Genomic DNA, 18,831 nt, shown 5'->3' with positions numbered 1-18,831 from the left:
TCCATTTCTATATAATAATTTTAATTTCCAAATTTAACTAATATTTAGCCGAAAAACATGAAGGCCACAACTTCATTAATAATAGACACAATCCACATTGTTGGCACCCCATATTTTAGGAAACTCTTGGTATCAACCTTCATATAATCAAGTCCCCAAATGTTCCAAGACTGTGTAACGTCAGTGGACACTGCTAGTAAGCTTGGAATCAGTAATAGTGGAAGTAAGAAATAGTCACTAAACAAGTGGGTACCTGAAAGAACTGCGGCTGTTGCTGCACCAGCTCCCCAAACGTGCAGAGGGCCTCTAAATAGTGCTAACGGAGCTAATATTCCAAATATAATTGCTAATATTAAATGACCATGAGGTAAAATTGCACTGAACAGGGGCTTAAAATGAACTGCGTCAATTTTGGCGGCTCCTGTAAACATTGTCAGTGCCATTAAGAACATGATTAAACCAGCAATATCGGATATAGCTTTTTTAACAGTATCATTAATGAAATCCACTAATTTCTTATAGTTGTTCATTTTTTTAGTTAAAAGCATGGCTAACAGTGCAGCTAAAGTGAGTGACGGTACAGCGTCCCACTTAAAAAGCATATTCATTGCTACAGGGATAATTGGTACTATGTAGGCAATCTTTGAAATTTGGGGTTTCTGATCACTGTTATCAATTTGGGCACCGATAACTGCGAGATTTTCTTGTGCTTTTGCAGGGTCGATCTTTTTACGATTTAGGACTAGCAGAAGTATTACGAACGCCAGTTGGATAATCGCTGCTATCCAAGCAAATTTCAGATACTTGTCATCATAGGTAACGGATGGAAAGAAAGGCTTTATTTGATTAAATAAAACCACGTTAATGTACATTGGCGCACCGATGGCTAAACAAAAAGTCGTTAAAGCTAGGTCACGCGGAATACCTACTGATAGCATAATCGGTAATAAAATTACCCCAATAGCTATAACTGAGCCAACGCCGTATGCACTGATAAAAATAAACGAAGTAACCAATAAAACTAAAATTGCCGATAATAAAGGCTTCTTTTTACCAATCTTATTTGTTTCTTCAGAAATAGAAGAAGCTATTCCACTTTCAACTAGCACTCGGCCAAACCATGAACCAAATATGATATAAATAATTGTTGGTCCATAACCAAGGACTGGTTCAGTGAATATTTTCTTGATAGCTGTGTTAAAGGGAACAAGTCCAATGATAGCCCACAAAATAGCCATCACAAATAAACCAATTGTTAAATTGCCGCCCTTTAGTATGAAATAAATAAAAAGGAAAAAGCTGATTAATAGTAAAATTGGAATTATATATGAAACCATAATTTTTCTTCCTTAATTAGCTTAAAAACAAATCTAAATTTGATAGTAGAAAACTATAAATTAACTGAATAAGTAATTTGGATAAGAATTTTGAAATTTCATCTATCTTTTTTTATTTGCAACAAATATATTCATTTTTAGGTAAGCGTTTACCTATATCTAATTCTGATACTTTGAGAATAAAAAAGCAATACTTTTTAAAAAGTTTTTTACTGATCGCATAAACGTGTGCCTTAAAACATTACTTGAATTGAAATAATTTTAAAATTTTATTGACAAAATAAAGAGTTTTTATGATGTAGAATTACTTAACATTGAGACTTTGACTAAAAATATTTAATTATAAGAGAGAGTTTACAGATAACTTTTTGAGCAAAAAATCTTTTTGGGTTTAAAATAAAATAAAAAAGAGGCTCAGTTTATGGAAAATATCAAAATTGTTCAGGGGGACATAACCAAATTAACGGTAGATGCAATTGTTAATGCCGCTAATAAGACATTGCTAGGTGGCTTGGGAGTTGATGGGGCAATCCACCAGGCAGCTGGACCAGAATTATTGGCAGAGTGTCGCCAGCTTCATGGCTGTGAAACGGGACAGGCTAAAATTACCAAGGGGTACAAGTTACCGGCTAAGTTTGTAATCCATACTGTGGGACCAATTTATTCAGGGTCTGCAGAAGATAATAAGTTATTGAAAAGTTGCTATGTTAACTCACTAAATTTAGCCAAAAGTCATGGCTTACATAGTATCGCGTTCCCGGCAATTTCTACAGGGGCTTACGGCTTTCCAGCTGCAGCTGCTGCACATATTGCTTTTACTGCCGTGCAAAATTGGCTTACGGAGCATTCTGATTATCAAATGAAAGTTATTATGTGTGCCTTTGATGCCAAAACGGCAGAGTTATACCGAACAGAAGTTAAAAAATATGCTTGAGTAAAAATTAAAAAAAGTTGCTTTCAATTGCTTTTCGGAAATTAATCTTCCTGACATCGAACTATCCCTTTAATTGTTAAATCTTATTTTGATGATTCAGCCACAATAATACCCCCAAATTTAGAACAAATGAAGTGCTCCATAATAGTTAGACATTAATCTGACTATTAGGAGCACTTTTTTCATGACTAAATATTCAACTACTTTGAAAATGGAAATTTGCAGTAAATACTTATCCCACCAAACCTCTTTAGCTAAACTAGAACGCGAATACGGCATTGATCATACCGAGATTAGGGCCTGGGCAGAACGTGCCCGTAAACATGGCTTAGCCGCTTTAAAGGTTACTCACACCCGACAAACTTATTTGCCTGAATTCAAGCTAAATGTGGTACGCTTCTATCATGAACATCACATGGGAGTACTCCAGGTAGCTGCAGTTTTTAATCTTTCGCGGTCAGTAGTAAGACAATGGCTGGCGGCTTATCAGGCTGCAGGCTACTCTGGGCTGCTCCCAAAATCCAAGGGGAGACCACCAACCATGACTAAAAAGAAGCGTCAGAAGAAGCTTAAACCCACTAAGAAGCTAACCGAAGTAGAACAATTGCGTCGTCAGGTTGCTGAGCTAGAGGCACAAAAAGCCGACTTAGAATTGGATAACTTAATCCTAAAAAAAGTGGCTGCCCGATATCCACGCTCACCAACCGGCAAAAAACCAGAATAGTCGTGGAGATTCGGGCTGAGCGACCTGAGGTGCCGTTAAAGCTTTTGCTTGCCAAGCTGCACCTTAACCGCAAAACTTATTACGACAACCGCAGTCACCGATTGAACCGATTAGATAAATACGCTGCTGTTAAAGGCGTAATCAAGTCTATCTTCTACCAAGAAAGTGATGAGACTTACGGTTATCGACGTATGCATGGTGCACTCTTAGATCAAGGCTTTAGCTATGCGCCCAATACCGTGCGCAAGCTGATGCGGCAGCTGGGACTAAAGACCAGAGTCTACAGTAGGCGCACTGCACGCTACAGTTCTTATGCGGGCCCTGCAGGCGTAATCAAGGAAAACATTTTAAAGCAGCGGTTTAATGAAACCAGACCCTACCACGTCTTACACACGGATATTACCGAATACAAGCTGACCACAGGCAAAAAGGTTTATATTTCACCGGTCATTGATGAGGCCTCACTGGAAATACTGGCTTGTCAAGTCAGCTATTCGCCTAACATGAAGCTGGTTTATGATATGCTGGCAGAGCTTAAGCACAAGCTGCCTAAAACAGCCCAGCCTATTTTGCATTCAGATCAGGGTTTTCAATACCGCCACAGCGGCTATCAGACCAAACTAAGACAGATGAAGATTAAGCAAAGCATGTCGCGCAAGGGTAATTGCCACGATAATGCACCGGGAGAAACCATCTTCAACCTAATGAAACGGGAGAAGCTCAACCGCATTAAGATCAGTTCACTAGCAGAAATGCAGGCAGTACTGCGCGATTACGTTTACTGGTTCAACCATATCAGAAGATCAAACAAACTAAAATACACGACTCCGATTAAATATCGGAATCGTGCGTTAGGTCTTGCTTAATAATAAAATGTCTAACTTTTTAGTTGCACTTCAAAATTTGGGGGTATTTTTCACGTAAATACGGTTGGTTCTTATTTTACGACCACAGCAAAGGCTTCATATGGTCTTAATTTAATATTATCAAGTGTTTTGGGTGCCTGATAGTTACTAATTAAAACCTGGTCAATTTTATCAGGTGCAGAAAATCGTTCTTCATTGCCAGTCAAATTAGCAACAACTAGCCAGCGCTTACCAGCGAGTTCACGGTAATAAGCCAAGATGCTAGGGCTGGCGGAAACAGGAGTGAAGCTGCCATTAACGATAATTTCGTTTTCATGACGTAATTTAATGAGTTTTTGATAGGTATAAAAAACTGATTGTGGGTCCGCCAAAGCAGCTTGAACGTTAATATCCTGATAATTAGGATTAAGTGCCAGCCAAGGCTTACCAGTAGTAAAGCCAGCAGCTTTAGCCGTTGACCATTGCATCGGCCTGCGGGCATTGTCGCGTCCTTTGGCATTGATTGACCTGATAAGTTCTTCTTTGGTATAACCTTGCTTGATTCGCTCATTATACATATTGACACTTTCAAGGTCTTCAACTTCAGAGATATCCTTGACCGGACAGTTTGTCATGCCAATTTCTTCACCGTTATAAATATAAGGAGTACCTCGCATTAAATGTAAGGCAATGGCAAACATTTTGGCAGATTGTACCCTGTATTTATTATCATTGCCCCAACGAGAAATGACACGGGGAAGATCATGATTTTCCCAGAACAAACTATTCCAGCCATGATTATAATCAATTTGTGTTTGCCATTTAATCAAGATCTCTTTAAGATCGCTGGCCTTAAAGGGTTTAAGATCCCATTTTGTCTTTCCCGGCTGTTTATCAATGTTTTGATCTTCAAACTGAAAAATCATAGAGAGCTCATGCCTGTCAGGATGAGAATATTTACGGGCACTATCGAGATCAGCACTCCAGGTCTCACCAACAGTGACTACATCGCGGTTAGCTAAAACAGCTTGGTTCATTTCCTGAATATAATGATGAAGCTGGGGACCATTTTCGCGAATTTTTCGATCCGGCTCTTTACCAATTAGTTCAATCACGTCCATGCGAAAACCGCCAATGCCTTTATCAAGCCAGAAGTTCATCATGTCATATATTTTGTGCCGTAATTGTGGGTTTTGCCAGTTCAAATCTGGTTGTTGCGGGGCAAAAAAGTGTAAGTAATACTGGCTCGTTTTATCATCAAATTGCCAGGCAGAACCTGAAAAATCAGATTTTAGATCATTAGGTTCATGACCGGCAACAGGATCACGCCAGATGTAAAAATCACGGTAAGGATTATCTTTACTTTTACGTGCTTCAATAAACCACTCATGTTGATCAGAAGTATGATTAACGACTAAATCCATGATGATTCGAATATCGCGTTTTTTAGCTTCACTAATCAGCCTGTCCATATCTTGCATGCTGCCATATTGCGGATCGATTGCTTTATAATCGGCAATATCATACCCATTATCGACGCCAGGAGATTTATAAATTGGTGAAAGCCAAATTGCATCTATTCCCAATTTTTGCAAATAGTCTAAGCGACTTATAATGCCGGGCAGGTCACCAATACCGTCACCGTTGCTATCTTGGAAAGACTTGGGATAGATCTGATAAATTACTGCATTTTTCCACCATGGTGTCATCTTAATTCTCCTTTGCAATCGCTCACATTATCAGTTAATTATAACACTGCAAGATAGGATAAATTAATGTTACCGGTATCTGATTAAAGTCCTAAATCTGCAACTAATTGCACTGCCTCTTTATCATCACCCAGATGCAATAGGGCATCTTTTAGGCATAACATTGGCTTACCGTCACGGTCGGGCGTTGTTTGGGCATGAGTCAAAGAACTGAGAATGGCTTCGTGCACAATATCTACCGTAATTCTGAAGTAGCGGTCAATTTTGTCATCAGTAATTGCCTGGATTGTACTCAACTCATGGTCGGGGAAATGACTTACACGGTTAGCAGTAGAGAAAGCTAGAGTAATCTCGCCACTACCGTTTCCGCTAAATGAGCCACTGCGAGTGATACCGATACCGGAACGTTTGGCAATGCGTTTTAATTGTCTGGAGTTAAACGGAATGTCAGTAGCAATTACTGTGATAATACTGCCTTTTTCCTTACTGTCCTTGTTATCCAAAAATTTTTTACCAATAGCATGGCCATAAATGTTCAAATCAGCGCTAAGACCAAAATTGGACATGACTAGCGCACCCATTGTGAAGGTTTTGCCGTCAATTTCTACTTGTCTTGAAGCAGAACCAATGCCGCCCTTAAGTTCGTAGCAACGCATGCCCGTTCCGCCGCCAACTCCGCCTTCTGCAAAATCAGTAGCTGCAGCGGCAAAAGCATCGTTAACATCGTCTTCGGTGACACCTAAATCGCGAATATGGTTAATCGAACTGTCATTGCACTCCATGATGATCGGATTGACGCTGCCAGTTGAAAGGCCAATTTCTGGATTTTCAGCCAGCATTCTTTTGACTAAAGCCATTGATGCGGTACCCACGCTGAGCGTATTGGTCAAAACCAGGGGTGTTTCAATTGTACCCAGCTCGTTAACTTGAATGAGTCCTGTGCTTTTGCCAAAGCCGTTGATAACGTGTGCAGCTGCCGGCATTTTTTCACGAAAGATATTGTCTGGGCAGGGGTTGATCACAGTGACGCCAGTCCTGAGTCTGTCAGTGACAACCGTCTTGTGGCCAACGGTAATGCCCGCAACATCTGTAATTAAGTTTTTTGGTCCAGGCTTAGTATCGCTAAGCTCAAATAAAAGTGGTTTGTTAAGTCCCATTTTTGCTCCTTTTTTTAAAAAATTTCTTCTCTTATTAAAACGGTTCGTTTATTTTTATGCAAGACAAAAAATTCCGTCAATTATGACGGAATTTTTGAATTTGCAATCACCCTTTTTTATTTTTACTAAAGCAGCTGGCAAGCAGGCTGCAAATTACCGACAAAAAGCCTAACAGCAGCTCGATTATTTGTGAACGTTCATTAGTGCCAGTTTGTGGCAACTCTTCTTCTTGGCCATTGTTGGTGATAAGTACTGGATTTGTGGGGTCAGAATCGTTGTTGGCGGATTTGAAAATAGTATAGTTTTCAGTAACACCATTAGTGCGTGGCTTGTGCTTATTTTGGGACTCATTAGTTTGTGAAGTCCCTTTTTGGCTAGGGTTATTACTGGATGAATTTGTTGGACTATTTTGGTCATTTTCTTCAGGTATGGCATTATTTCGAGCATAAATATAAGTTACGCTTTGCGGTGCAGTGCCAAAAAAGCTGGTGGCATTTTCAGGCCTGACTTTTAAGGTATAACCCGGTATCGCCTTAGCACCAGTGGTGTAGCCGTCACCCACATTGCCCTGTAATATTGTTTCAGGCGCAATTTGATTGCCGTTTTCATCTTGATAAGAGACTGTAACATCTGCAGCTTTAATTGGTGTGGTGGTAGAGGTAGATTCGAGATCAACAGAATAAATAAATTTGACATTCTGCTGTTGATCAGTGAAAACCCCAGTGGCATTATCTGGGACTTCCTTTACGATATATCCCGGAATTGTCTTTGCCGTCACCTTATAATCATCGCCAATTTTGCCCTTCAAACTAATATCAGGTGCAAGTGGTCTTTTACTAGTATCCAAGTAAGAAACAGTAATAGGACTACCTGGTCGAATATAAGTGTCGCCAAGAATGTCGTCAGCATGGGCAATTAAGTCTTCAGACAGATATTTATTGTTTGCCTGTGGTGCATCTTCTTTTCCATTGCCGATATTGACCCAAGTTCCTGAAGTGTTAAGATGTGTATCATTAATATATGTATTTTTACCTAGTTTAAGTGTGTTTAATTTAGTAAGTCCATCTAACATATAACCTTTATCAATATTAGGGTCTATGATAAAACTCCTGAGATCAAGTTCTTTTAAGTTACTACAATTATTAAACATTCCATTCATATCAATTACGTTAGAAGTGTCAAAGGATGATAAATCCAACTTGGTTAAGCTGGAGCAATCCTTAAAAGTCCAAATCATTTTTTTAACTTGGCTAGTATTAAACATACTGAGATCTAAAGCAGTTAAACTTGAACATCCACTGAACATGCGACTTATATCGTCCACCTTGGCAATTGTGAAATCAGGTGAAAACTTAATGTTCTGCAAATTTTCACAATCCTGAAACATGCTCTCTACATAACTAGTATTAGCAGTATTAAAACTTGATAGGTCCAGACTTGCTAATTTACTGCAGCCCGCAAACATAAAAGACATATTAGTAACTTTGGTGGTCTGCAAATTATCAATGCCATCTATGCTGGTTAAATTTTGGCAATTCGCAAACATGTACCGCATATCACTGGTAGCAGATGTATCCAGATTTTCCAAACCAGTGATTTTAGTTAAATTAGTTAAGTCCTTAAACATTTCAGAAGCTGAACCAATCTTTAGTTGACCCGTAAATTTAACTTCTTGCACATCGTCACTATTAATGCCGTTAATGTGAGCTAAAGAATCCGGTTGACCTACACTGCCACTGGGGACGGTAATTACATGGTTACTATAGCTGACATCAAGGTTGCCCCATTTAAAATTAGCAGCACTTGGAGCAGTAGACTCTGCAATTTTTGGTTGAAGCTGTTTTTGAGGGTTGGGTTGCTCTTTGCTAATTAACTTAGAATTAGCATAACTGGTATTACTAATTTGTTTATTCTTAATTTGTGCAGGAGAGGGCAGAGATGGATCTGCTTTAACTGTTATAGAGCTAACAGTTAGTGAACTTAAAATTGCTGTAGCAACACTAAAAAACATTGTTGCTGTTTTTGTTCGCATAGGTTTCTTTTTCTGGCTCATTTTGCTATTCATTCCTTGATTATAAAATAAACATATACATGATTAATATTTTTCTTATACCTTATTTCCCTTATTATACAATTCATTAAACTTAATAACACTATTTATACATTTCGACTTATTTTAAAAGAATTAATAATTAGCCTTAGCTAAGAGGTAATTTTTGATTTTTAAATTCAATTTGGTTATTTGCTGGAAGATATAGCACTAGGTAGTAATATAGACACATAATTTAGAAGTAATTTATTAATTTTTGAGCATAGAAAAAAACTCAATTAGCATTTTTAACTGCTAGTTGAGTTCTTTTCATTTATAGAGTAAATCTCTTAATCTTTAAAAGTTAGCTTTCTTGACAAATTGATTCTTGCCTACGATGTAGTATAACTTATTGTGCATCTTAACAGCACCACCGTAAGTTCTAACTGACTTGTTCTTCTTCAGAACATCACGACCATAACGTTTAACTTTGTTATTGGCTTTCTTAGTGTAAATAAAGGCATTGTGCTTTAATTTACGGTTGATACCAGTAACATTATTAGCCTTAACGAAACGGTTCTTGCCTAAAGCATAGAACTTCTTGCCGTTAATGGTCTTAGTACCATAAGTAGTAATAGTTTTACCAACGAAGTATTCAGCTTTTACACGCTTGCCTTTTTGGTTAAAGATATAAGCGTTGTGGGTAACTACTCTCTTAACACCTTTCTTGGCCTTCTTAGCTGGCTTCTTGTTGTCAGCAGCAGGCTTGTTAGTATCGGTCTTATTAGTGTCTTGCTTATCAGTCGTAGTATTTGTGTTGGTGTTACCTGTGTTAGTAGTATTACTTGGAGTAGTCGGTGTGCTTGGTGTAGTTGGAGTACTTGGAGTTGAAGGGGTGCTTGGTGTGCTTGGGGTTGAAGGTGTGTTTGGTGTAGTTGGAGCAGGCTTGGTGGTAGTGTATTCACCAGCATATTTAGTAACATCATTTTTACCGTCAAATTTCTGCATAAGTTCTACTGAACTTAATCCTTTGTCTTTACTATCATTTAAGAACCAGGTAGTCTTTCCATCCCATAGACTCTCTTCTACTGAACCACGGAGTCCTGAATTGTTAATGATATTACCTGCACCAAGTGTAATATCACTTAAGCTGTCCATGCCTGATAACATATCTTGATCAATGGTATATGTTTGATGAGATGGGTTTGCAGTACCTTTATTATCGTCGGTATTGTTAGTGTCAGAAACGTCATCTTTAATGGTTTCGTTATTTTCAAGCATCTTAAAACTACTAATGTCTAAGGATGTCAAAGCTTTATCACCCTTAAACATTTCCCACATCTTAGTAACTTTTTCGGTGTTGAATTTTTCCAAGCCATCAATTTTGGTTAAACTTGAATCATCACTAAACATATAAGACATGTCTTCTACTGAATCTGTCTTAAAGTTGGATACATTTAAAGTACTTAATGCTTCATCGCCAAAGAACATACCCATCATGTCAGTTACGTTAGAAGTGTTAAAGTTTGACAGGTCTATTGAAGTTAATTTAGGATCATTGGCAAACATTTCTTTCATGCTAGTAACTTCTTTTGTATTAAGGTTGTTTAATCCCTTAATTTTCTTCAAGTTTGGTAAATTAGCAAATAATAAACTGGCATCTCCTTCGAAAATAACAGGACCGTCAATGTTAATGGTTTCAATTTCATCTGTGTTAACATCATCAATATTCCAAGCTATTCGGGCGGGATTGATAGGTGGTTCTTGATCACCTGCATAATGATTGTTAAATTTATTTTCTTTACCTAGTCTAATAGTAAAAGTCTTAGTCTTTTTGTCATAACTATAAATGCCCTTAGTCCAACTTGAAGCCCATAGACTGTGTGAATCATTTTCGCCAGCGTTATCACCAGAATTAACTGGTGGTACTGTCGGCTTTGTATCAGCCGACTTAACAGGTTGCTCTTTCTGTGCTTCGGCAGCCTTAGCTGCAACAGGATTAACTGCAATTACGCTTAACGCAGCAACTGCCATACTAGAGAATAGTACCTTTTTACCTTTATGATAAAAATTGTTATGCTTACTCATATTTTTCCTCCATTTATACCATCTAAATTTCATTATACCGTAATTAAGTATATACATATATTTTGACCAATTCAATACTTTGATAGGTATTTTCATATAGATTTAATATTTTTGCATACTACAAGTAAATAAAATTTGCCCATCATTCATAAAATAAGCTTATTCAAATAAAAAATGGACTTAATTAAGAATAGGCTAATTTTATTTATGCCAAAATCAAGCATTAACTGAAATAATAAATAAGGCCAAAAAACAAGTTAAAAATACTAGAATAATGCTATTTAACTCGGCTAATTCCATTATTAATAGCCCTTAATATTTTACTTATGGTTAGCGTTTCCAGGTTTAACGTTGTTTTAATTGTGAAAAAATTTTACTTTGGCAGTTGAATAATAAGGAGATTATTCGAATAAAAAATACTCCGCAAAGATAATCGCACCTTACAAAGTACTTTTTAATTGGTATTAAATTTAGTTAGATTAAACCAGCACCTACTGTACTGATGATATTTGCTACAAAGCAGTAAATTTAGCTTGTTAATTTAGAGCCAGTTAGGGAATGGTTTAATTTTTGAGTGGAGAAAAAGAACCCAACTAGTAACTTTAAGTACTAGCTAGGTTCTTTTATTGATGAGAAAAGTGTTTTTAATTGTTAAAAGTTAGCTTTCTTAATAAATCGGTTCTTGCCTACAATGTAATACAACTTATTGTGTATTTTGATAGCACCACCATAAGTTTTAACTTTCTTGTTTTTCTTTAGAACAATACGACCATAACGTTTGACTTTCTTATTAGCTTTCTTAGTGTAAATAAAGGCATTATGTCTTAATCTACGATTAATGCCAGTAATATTGTTAGCCTTAACAAATTGGTTCTTGCCTAAGTCATAGAACTTCTTACCTTTAATGAACTTAGTACCATAGGTAGTAATGGTATTGCCAATAAAGTATTCGCCTTTTAGACGTTGACCCTTTTCATTAAAGATGTAAGCATTGTGGGCAACTATTCTCTTAACACCATTCTTCGTTGGAGTTTTTTCGGTATTATTGTCAGTTGAAGTGTTAGATGAATTACTATTTTGTCCAGTGCTGGTTACGCCAGAATTATTTGAACTTCCATTATTGACACTACCAGGATTGTTCGTATTGTTACCAGCATTGGAACCAGATGAACTGTCACTGCCTGGAGTAGAACCAGAGGAACTGTTACTGCCAGGAGTAGAACCAGAGGAACTACCGCTGGAACTGTTGCTGCCAGGATTAGAACCAGAAGAAGTGCCGCTGGAACTGTTACTGCTTGGGGTAGAACCAGAAGAACTGCCGCTGGAGCTGTTACTTCCTGGGTTAGAACCGGAGGAACTGCCGTTGGAACTATTACTGCCAGGATTAGAACCAGAAGAACTGCCATTGGAACTGTCACTGCCAGGGGTAGAACCGGAAGAACTGCCGTTGGAATTATTACTATCTGAACCTGTTCCATTAGAACTATTACCTTTACCAGCATTACTCTTTTCGTATCCAAAGGTAACAGTTTGAGGATCATTAGTAAACTTTAGTTTGCTCAACGCATCTTCATATTTATCTGTGGCGTATTTGTTGCCATTAATTTCAACGTAAGCAAGTTTGTAGGTAGGCAACTTTCTGGCTGTGATTGGGATAACCACGTCTTTACCAGCGGTACCGAATTGATAATCGTTTGGCGAAAGTTTGGCGGTTTTATCGTCCTCAAATCGATAATTAATGGTAATGCTGCAAGGATTTGGAATTTTATTGATATTAACGTACACATCATAATCCTTACTGCCATCATAATTTTTCATTAATTCAGCACCAGTCCACGAATGAACTCTAGGCTGAAGACCACCGTTGTCTTTATTAACTCCCATGTTAACCCAGACATCTTCTTCTTTGCCATCATGATTGTTGCCTAAACCACCGTCCCAATAATTATCGACTATTGTCAAATCATTTCTTCTGCCTAGTATAAGCACTTCAAGGGATGGAAGATCACTAAGCATATCACCAATAGTTGATGCTGAAATTTGCATATCAAAACTACTAAGGTCAAGTTTTGCTAGTTTATCACAGCCTTGAAACATGTCAGTATAGTCAGAAACTGTTCTGGTATTAAAGTTGTATAGGTCCAAACTGATTAAATTTGAACATTGCCAGAACATTTTTAACATATCAGTAACAGCTGCCGTGTTGAAATTAGTGACATCTAAACTTGGTAAAGACTCACAATATGCAAACATGTTCATCATATCTTTTACTTTGGCAGTATTAAAATGACTAACATCTATTGCAGTTAATCTAATACAATCATCAAACATGTAACTCATATCACGGACGTTTGAAGTATCAAAATGACTGACATCAACACTAGTTAATGAATGACAATCTTCAAACATGTGATTCATGTCAATAACGTTAGAGGTATTGAAAAGAGAAAGATTAAGGTTTATACTTTCTAAATTTTTATCGTTATTAAACATCCAGCTCATATCACGGACATTTTTAGTATCAAAATTGCTTAAGTCTAAAGTAGTTAAGTTACCACAGCCACTAAACATTCTTTCCATACCAGCACGAGATAGTTCTTCAGAAACATTTCCGACATTTGCAGTATCAAATTTAGACAAATCAAGTGAAGTTACTTGTGAGCAGCCATCAAACATTTCTGTCATGTCTGTGACTTTGCTAGTATCGAATCTGGATATTAATTTGTTTATACTATCAGTAGTAATTACGATATCGCCAGAAAACATGTCACTCATGTTAGTAACATTTGCGGTAGTAAAGTTATCAGAGGCAGTAATCTTTGTCAATTTGCTACAACCTCCGAACATATTCGCCATATTAGTTACTTTAGCAGTATTAAACTTTGATAAGTCTAACTCAGTTATGTACTCACAACCGCTAAACATTCCCTTCATATTTTGAACATTGTCGGTAACAAAGGTAGTCGGCAGATTTAATTTAAGCAAATTAACACAAGCACCAAACATATATGACATATCTGTCACTTTTGACGTATCAAAGCTTGATACGTCTAACGTAAGAAAACTTTGACAATTATAAAACATGTATGCCATGTTTTCAACATTAGAAGTATTGAATTTGGTTACGTCAATTGACCAAACTTGATTACAGTTATCAAACATGTATGACATGTCTGTTACTTTATCCGTGTTAAAAGTAGCTGGGAATGCAAAACTATGAAGTCCCACACAGCTTTCAAACATATGCGCCATGTTTGTAACATTTGAGGTATCAAAGTGGGATAAATCTAACTTAGTTAAAGACTCGTCACTAGCGAACATGTATGACATGTCTGTCACTTTATCTGTTTTAAAAGTAGTTGAACTAGATAAATCAATATTCTTTAGTTTTTTATTTTTACTAAACATGTTTTCCATGCTGGTAACTTCAGAAGTATCAAGGTTATCTATACCCTTGATGGTTTCTAAATTCTCAAGGCTGGTAAACAAATCCGCTGCAGAGCCAATAATTTTGAGTTTGCCAGTGATATCAATTTCTTTAATATCAGCAGCTAACGTTTGATTTTGACTATTTAGGTTGTAGTACAAGCTGATAGTATGATTATCACTGTTATCAATTGTACCACCACTAATTTTTAATATATCACCTTCATCATCGAAACTGATGTCTAATCCTTGCCATTTACTTGGAAAGCTTGCTCGAGTAGCTTTAGCAGGGTCAAATTGTGTAGAGCCCGTTTCTTGCTTATCAGCTTTTGCATTGTCTGTGGTGCTTGGATCGCTGGTATTGCCTGCAGCTGCATTTTGATTACTGCCACTTGCTGGATTGCTATTAGCGCCAGTTTGACCTAGTCCAGTTTCTGGGGCGTTGCTTGAAGTGCCTGCATTATTCTCACTGCCAGCTGTTTGACTGCTGCTGTTTTGGCCAGCAGGGTCATCATTAGTAGCTGTTTCGCCTTCAGTTTCTGAACCAGTTTCACTTTGGTAGGTCAATTTAGTCTTGACTGCTCTTCTCGCAGCCTTCTTGGTGGCACGGTTGCCATTTTGATTAGCTGCCTTCACCGTCTGAGGTTTGGCATTAATTAAGCCTAAAGCAGCTGCGGCTACGCCGCCGAGCAATATCTTTTCTCCTTGCTTGTTAGCATTCTTATGTGTATTCATATAATTCCTCTTCTAAACTGCATATTAATATAAATTTAGTATATGGCTGAGTTTATTAAAAGTCAAACTAAGCCAGGCTAGACCGAAAAACGTCCTATATTTAATAATATAGGACGTTTTTTGTCAGAATTTATTTAGTCTTTCTTACGGTTAAGCCAAGCAGCGCCTAAGGCGGTTGCCAAAGCTAAGCTGCCTAAAGCGAGCATGGCGAGGCTGTTGCGCTTCTCAGTACCAGTTTGCGGCAGGGCATTATCTTGCTTGCCTTTTTGCAGGTTATTAATGTTAGCAGTCTTGTTTAATTTGCGGGCTGCAGCTGCCAGTTCAGCAGGGCGGTTGGCCTGATGCTTGTTAGCTATGAGACCTTTGATTGATTTAGCAGGTGCTTTCTTGCCCTTCTTGCTCTGCTTATTGGCATGAAGGCCTTTGATCGTCTTCTTAGGAGCTTTCTTTCTCTTGGTCTTTTTGCTGGTCGGAATTGGAGTAGGCGTATTATTGTTAATCACATTGCTGCCACTACTATTGTTTGATCCTGAACCATTGGAACTATTGGAGCCATTGGAAATACCAGAGCTGCCAGAAGGCGTAGAACTAGTACTACTGGAGTTAGAGTTTGAGGCGCTACTGCTAGTGCTGCCATTTCCAGGTGTGGAAGTAGAGGAGCTGCTGCTAGAACTTCCACTGTCAGAAGTAGATCCAGAAGCACTGCTACTAGAATTTCCACTGTCAGAAGTGGAACCAGAAGTACTGCTGCTAGAACTTCCACTGTCAGAAGTAGATCCAGAACTACTACTACTTGAGCTTTCACTACCAGAACCACCAGTAGTTTTCTTATATATAAGATTAACGGTTTGAGGCTTGCTTGTGAACAGAAAGCTATTTATATCCGTTCCCGATCCATTGAATTCTGCGTGGTCAAATTTATATCCCTTAATTTCTTTGGGATTAAAAGCAGTGAATGAGCCGTCGTTGACAAGTTTAGTATCTATATCACCATATTGCTGTTCTGCATCAGCGATATCTTTATTATCACTTTGATAGTGAACTGTAATTGGTCCTCCAAGATCAGCAAAACATACATAGGTATCATGTTGAGTCGAAGGCTTAAATTCATCTAAGAATGCCTGTGGATAATACCACTTGCATGTACCTTTTTTAGGGGAACCTTTTCCTAGTCCCATGTTTACCCAAGTACCTTGAACATTGAGATTAGAATTTGAAATATTGCACTTAGGTCCCAAAACTAATTTTCGTAGATTAGAGTCATTTTCAAACATTGAAGTAGCGGACTTAGCAGATGGCATATTAAAGTTTTCGATATTTAGTTCTTCAAGATTGGTACAATTCTCAAACATAGAACCTAATCCCAAAAAATCATCTATCTCATCGGTATTGAAATTTTGTAGGTTTAAGCTTTTTAGACTGGTACAGCTATTGAACATATTTAACATATTAGTTACTTGAGAAGTATCAAAATATGACAAATCTAAAGTTTTTAGAGCAGTACAATTCCAAAACATGCCTCCCATATTGGTTACTTTACTTGTATTAAAACTTTTAGGAAGTGATAGTGAGGTTAGTGATGAACAGCCTTCAAACATATTGTCCATCCGTGTTACTTTATCTGTTTTTAAGTTTTCTAATCCCTTAAAGGTTTGTAAACTAGGAAGACCCGAAAATAGGTTTTGAGCATATCCTTCGATTTCTATGTTTCCTACTATATTTATTTCTTTGATTTTTGATGTGTCTACAAAAGATATATTGTTCTTGATGCCAATATTGGTAGATAAACTATCACCTTTAACGGTATAAGTATTTTTAGGATTACCTATTTTTAATTTACCAGAATCAGTATAGAAGATAACAGGCACACCTTCCCAAGTACTTGAAACAGAAGGACCAGAATCACTAGGGTCAGAGCCATTGGAGGTGTCTGAACCGTTAGAAGTATCAGAGCCGTTGGAAGAGTCTGAGCCATTAGAGGTATCAGAGCCATTGGAGGTGTCTGAACCGTTAGAAGTATCAGAGCCGTTGGAAGAGTCTGAGCCATTAGAGGTATCAGAGCCGTTGGAAGAGTCTGAGCCATTAGAGGTATCAGAGCCGTTGGAAGAGTCTGAACCATTGGAAGGGTCAGAATTATTAGCTTTTTTAGTATAGAAGAAAGTAATAGTCTGGTCATTAGGGGTAAATTTCACAGCGTTATAGTTAACCGTACTATTATTCATCTTAGCTAAATTATCAAAATCATACTCGTTTCCTGAACTATCGGTAAACTTTTCTTGTGGTTTAAAGGCAATATAGGGATCGTTGTTTACAAGAAAATCATCAATATTACCAAACTGAATATCATCGTCAACACCAGGAATCTTGTTGCCGTCTTTGTCACGGTATTGAATTGTAATTCCTTTACCGAGATTCTTAAAGTTAATATAAGTGTCTTGGTAAAGATCTTCGTTAAAGACACTATTATCATACTTCTGGGCAAGGTCAGCAGAACTTAGTTGGATTGAACCTTTTTGGGGAACTGGCCAACTCCCTTGTGGAATACCCATGTTTACCCAAGTCCCTTCAGTATTAAATTCGGACTGTTTTATATGGGTAAAGCGGCCTAATACTATTACTTTTAGTTTAGGAAGATCTTTAAGCATAGAGTAGCAAGTAGCTCTAGTAAAGTGTTCTCCATGATCAACTTCATCAATTGTAGTAAAGTTAATTAAATTTAAATATTCAAGATTATCGCAACCCTCAAACATATGACTCGCGTCATCAGTACAAGAAGAACTAGATAAATCTAATTTGGTAAAAGATTTGCAATCTTTAAACATATAGGACGTGTCTGTTCCGCTTGCTATTTTAAACGTAGACATATCAATATTTGGTAGTTTTTGGCAGCCATTGAACATATAGGACATGTCAGTTGTTTGATCTGTCTTAAATTTATTAGAGAAGGTAATAGATGCTAGTGATGAACATTTATCAAACATACGAGACATATTAGTAACATTAGAAGTGTCAAAATGAGATAAATCTAAACTGGTTAAAGAATTGCAACCATCAAACCAACCGTACATGCTAGTTACATTCTTAGTATCTAAATTAGGCAGTCCCTTAATTGTAGTTAAGTTAGTTAAACCACCAAAAAAATTTATTACCCCACCTGAAATTTTGATAGGGGCATTAAAATCAATTTCTGTAATAGTAGATAAATCATCAATTTTTAAGTTTTTCTTATTGTCACTAAATGAAAGTCCCTGATAGTCGGAGTTTATGTTACCAAACGAGTAATTGTTTCCTTGTTCTCCAATAGACAATACACCATCAGAAAAAGTGGTAGGTATATTATTCCAACTACCTAAAATTGCGCCATCTCGAGTAGCTTTAGCAGGGTCAAATTGAGCATGATCTGCTTCTTGCTTATTAGTTTTTGTATTGTCTGTGGTACTTGGATCGCTGGTATTGCCTGTAGCTGAGTCTTGATTACTGCCACTTGCTGGATTGCTATTAGCGCCAGTTTGACCTAGTCCGGTTTCTGGGGCGCTGCTTGAAGTGCCTGCATTATTTTCACTGCCAGCAGTTTGACTGCTGCTGTTTTGGCCAGTGGGGTCATCATTAGTAGCTGTTTCGCCTTCAGTTTCTGAACCAGTTTCACTTTGGTAGGTCAATTTAGTCTTGACTGCTCTGCTCGCAGCCTTCTTGGTGGCACGGTTGCCATTTTGATTAGCTGCCTTCACCGTCTGGGGTTTGGCATTAATTAAGCCTAAAGCAGCTGCGGCTACGCCGCCGAGCAATATCTTTTCTCCTTGCTTGTTAGCATTCTTATGTGTATTCATATAATTCCTCTTCTAAACTG

The 18,831-nt window shown here is 37.5% G+C and carries 9 protein-coding genes; 2 read left to right on the top strand and 7 right to left on the bottom strand.

The features are described from left to right. Window positions 1-44: 44 nt before the first annotated feature. Window positions 45-1,337, bottom strand: coding sequence for a transporter permease (locus tag DKL58_RS08720; protein ID WP_109586847.1), 1,293 nt, complete (start codon window positions 1,335-1,337; stop codon window positions 45-47). A gap of 421 nt (window positions 1,338-1,758) precedes the next feature. Here DKL58_RS08720 and DKL58_RS08715 point away from each other — a divergent pair, with 421 nt between their 5' ends. Both DKL58_RS08715 and DKL58_RS08710 read left to right on the top strand, forming a co-directional pair. Continuing rightward, the gene (locus tag DKL58_RS08715) at window positions 1,759-2,271 is read left to right on the top strand and encodes an O-acetyl-ADP-ribose deacetylase (protein WP_109586846.1); all 513 of its coding nucleotides are present in this window, start codon (window positions 1,759-1,761) and stop codon (window positions 2,269-2,271) included. 184 nt (window positions 2,272-2,455) lie between these two features. After that, window positions 2,456-3,861 (top strand): IS3 family transposase gene (locus DKL58_RS08710; RefSeq protein WP_420812270.1). Its coding sequence is split into 2 segments (ribosomal slippage): window positions 2,456-2,939 and window positions 2,939-3,861, totalling 1,407 coding nucleotides; the frame shifts between segments, so codons are not numbered across the junction. A 71-nt stretch (window positions 3,862-3,932) separates the two neighbouring features. Here the strand turns inward: DKL58_RS08710 and DKL58_RS08705 are convergent. The 6 genes from DKL58_RS08705 to DKL58_RS08680 form a co-directional block, all read right to left on the bottom strand. Further along, a complete protein-coding gene (locus DKL58_RS08705) occupies window positions 3,933-5,549 on the bottom strand; it encodes a glycoside hydrolase family 13 protein (RefSeq protein WP_109586845.1) in 1,617 nt (538 codons plus the stop codon). Window positions 5,550-5,632: 83 nt separating this feature from the next. Beyond that, window positions 5,633-6,706, bottom strand: a complete 1,074-nt coding sequence (locus DKL58_RS08700; RefSeq protein WP_109586844.1) for a P1 family peptidase — start codon at window positions 6,704-6,706, stop codon at window positions 5,633-5,635. 106 nt (window positions 6,707-6,812) lie between these two features. After that, entirely contained in the window at window positions 6,813-8,759 is a 1,947-nt protein-coding gene (locus DKL58_RS08695) for a MucBP domain-containing protein (RefSeq protein ID WP_162542354.1), read from the bottom strand. A gap of 333 nt (window positions 8,760-9,092) precedes the next feature. After that, entirely contained in the window at window positions 9,093-10,823 is a 1,731-nt protein-coding gene (locus DKL58_RS08690) for an SLAP domain-containing protein (protein WP_162542353.1), read from the bottom strand. A gap of 651 nt (window positions 10,824-11,474) precedes the next feature. Further along, window positions 11,475-14,984, bottom strand: coding sequence for a BspA family leucine-rich repeat surface protein (locus DKL58_RS08685; RefSeq protein ID WP_109586841.1), 3,510 nt, complete (start codon window positions 14,982-14,984; stop codon window positions 11,475-11,477). Between the two features lie 134 nt (window positions 14,985-15,118). Continuing rightward, entirely contained in the window at window positions 15,119-18,811 is a 3,693-nt protein-coding gene (locus DKL58_RS08680; RefSeq protein WP_109586840.1) for a BspA family leucine-rich repeat surface protein, read from the bottom strand. Window positions 18,812-18,831 lie beyond the last annotated feature (20 nt).

The sequence above is a fragment of the Lactobacillus kullabergensis genome (assembly GCF_003151025.1).
GTDB lineage: Bacteria > Bacillota > Bacilli > Lactobacillales > Lactobacillaceae > Lactobacillus > Lactobacillus kullabergensis.
Note: the sequence above shows the minus strand (reverse complement) of the source record. Positions and strands in the feature narration are given on the sequence as shown.

Bases quoted from the DNA above. Each gene is read 5' to 3' on its own strand.
- DKL58_RS08720 (WP_109586847.1), bottom strand. From the start codon at position 1,337: ATGGTTTCATATATAATTCCAATTTTACTATTAATCAGCTTTTTCCTT.
- DKL58_RS08715 (WP_109586846.1), top strand. From the start codon at position 1,759: ATGGAAAATATCAAAATTGTTCAGGGGGACATAACCAAATTAACGGTA.
- DKL58_RS08705 (WP_109586845.1), bottom strand. From the start codon at position 5,549: ATGACACCATGGTGGAAAAATGCAGTAATTTATCAGATCTATCCCAAG.
- DKL58_RS08700 (WP_109586844.1), bottom strand. From the start codon at position 6,706: ATGGGACTTAACAAACCACTTTTATTTGAGCTTAGCGATACTAAGCCT.
- DKL58_RS08695 (WP_162542354.1), bottom strand. From the start codon at position 8,759: ATGAGCCAGAAAAAGAAACCTATGCGAACAAAAACAGCAACAATGTTT.
- DKL58_RS08690 (WP_162542353.1), bottom strand. From the start codon at position 10,823: ATGAGTAAGCATAACAATTTTTATCATAAAGGTAAAAAGGTACTATTC.
- DKL58_RS08685 (WP_109586841.1), bottom strand. From the start codon at position 14,984: ATGAATACACATAAGAATGCTAACAAGCAAGGAGAAAAGATATTGCTC.
- DKL58_RS08680 (WP_109586840.1), bottom strand. From the start codon at position 18,811: ATGAATACACATAAGAATGCTAACAAGCAAGGAGAAAAGATATTGCTC.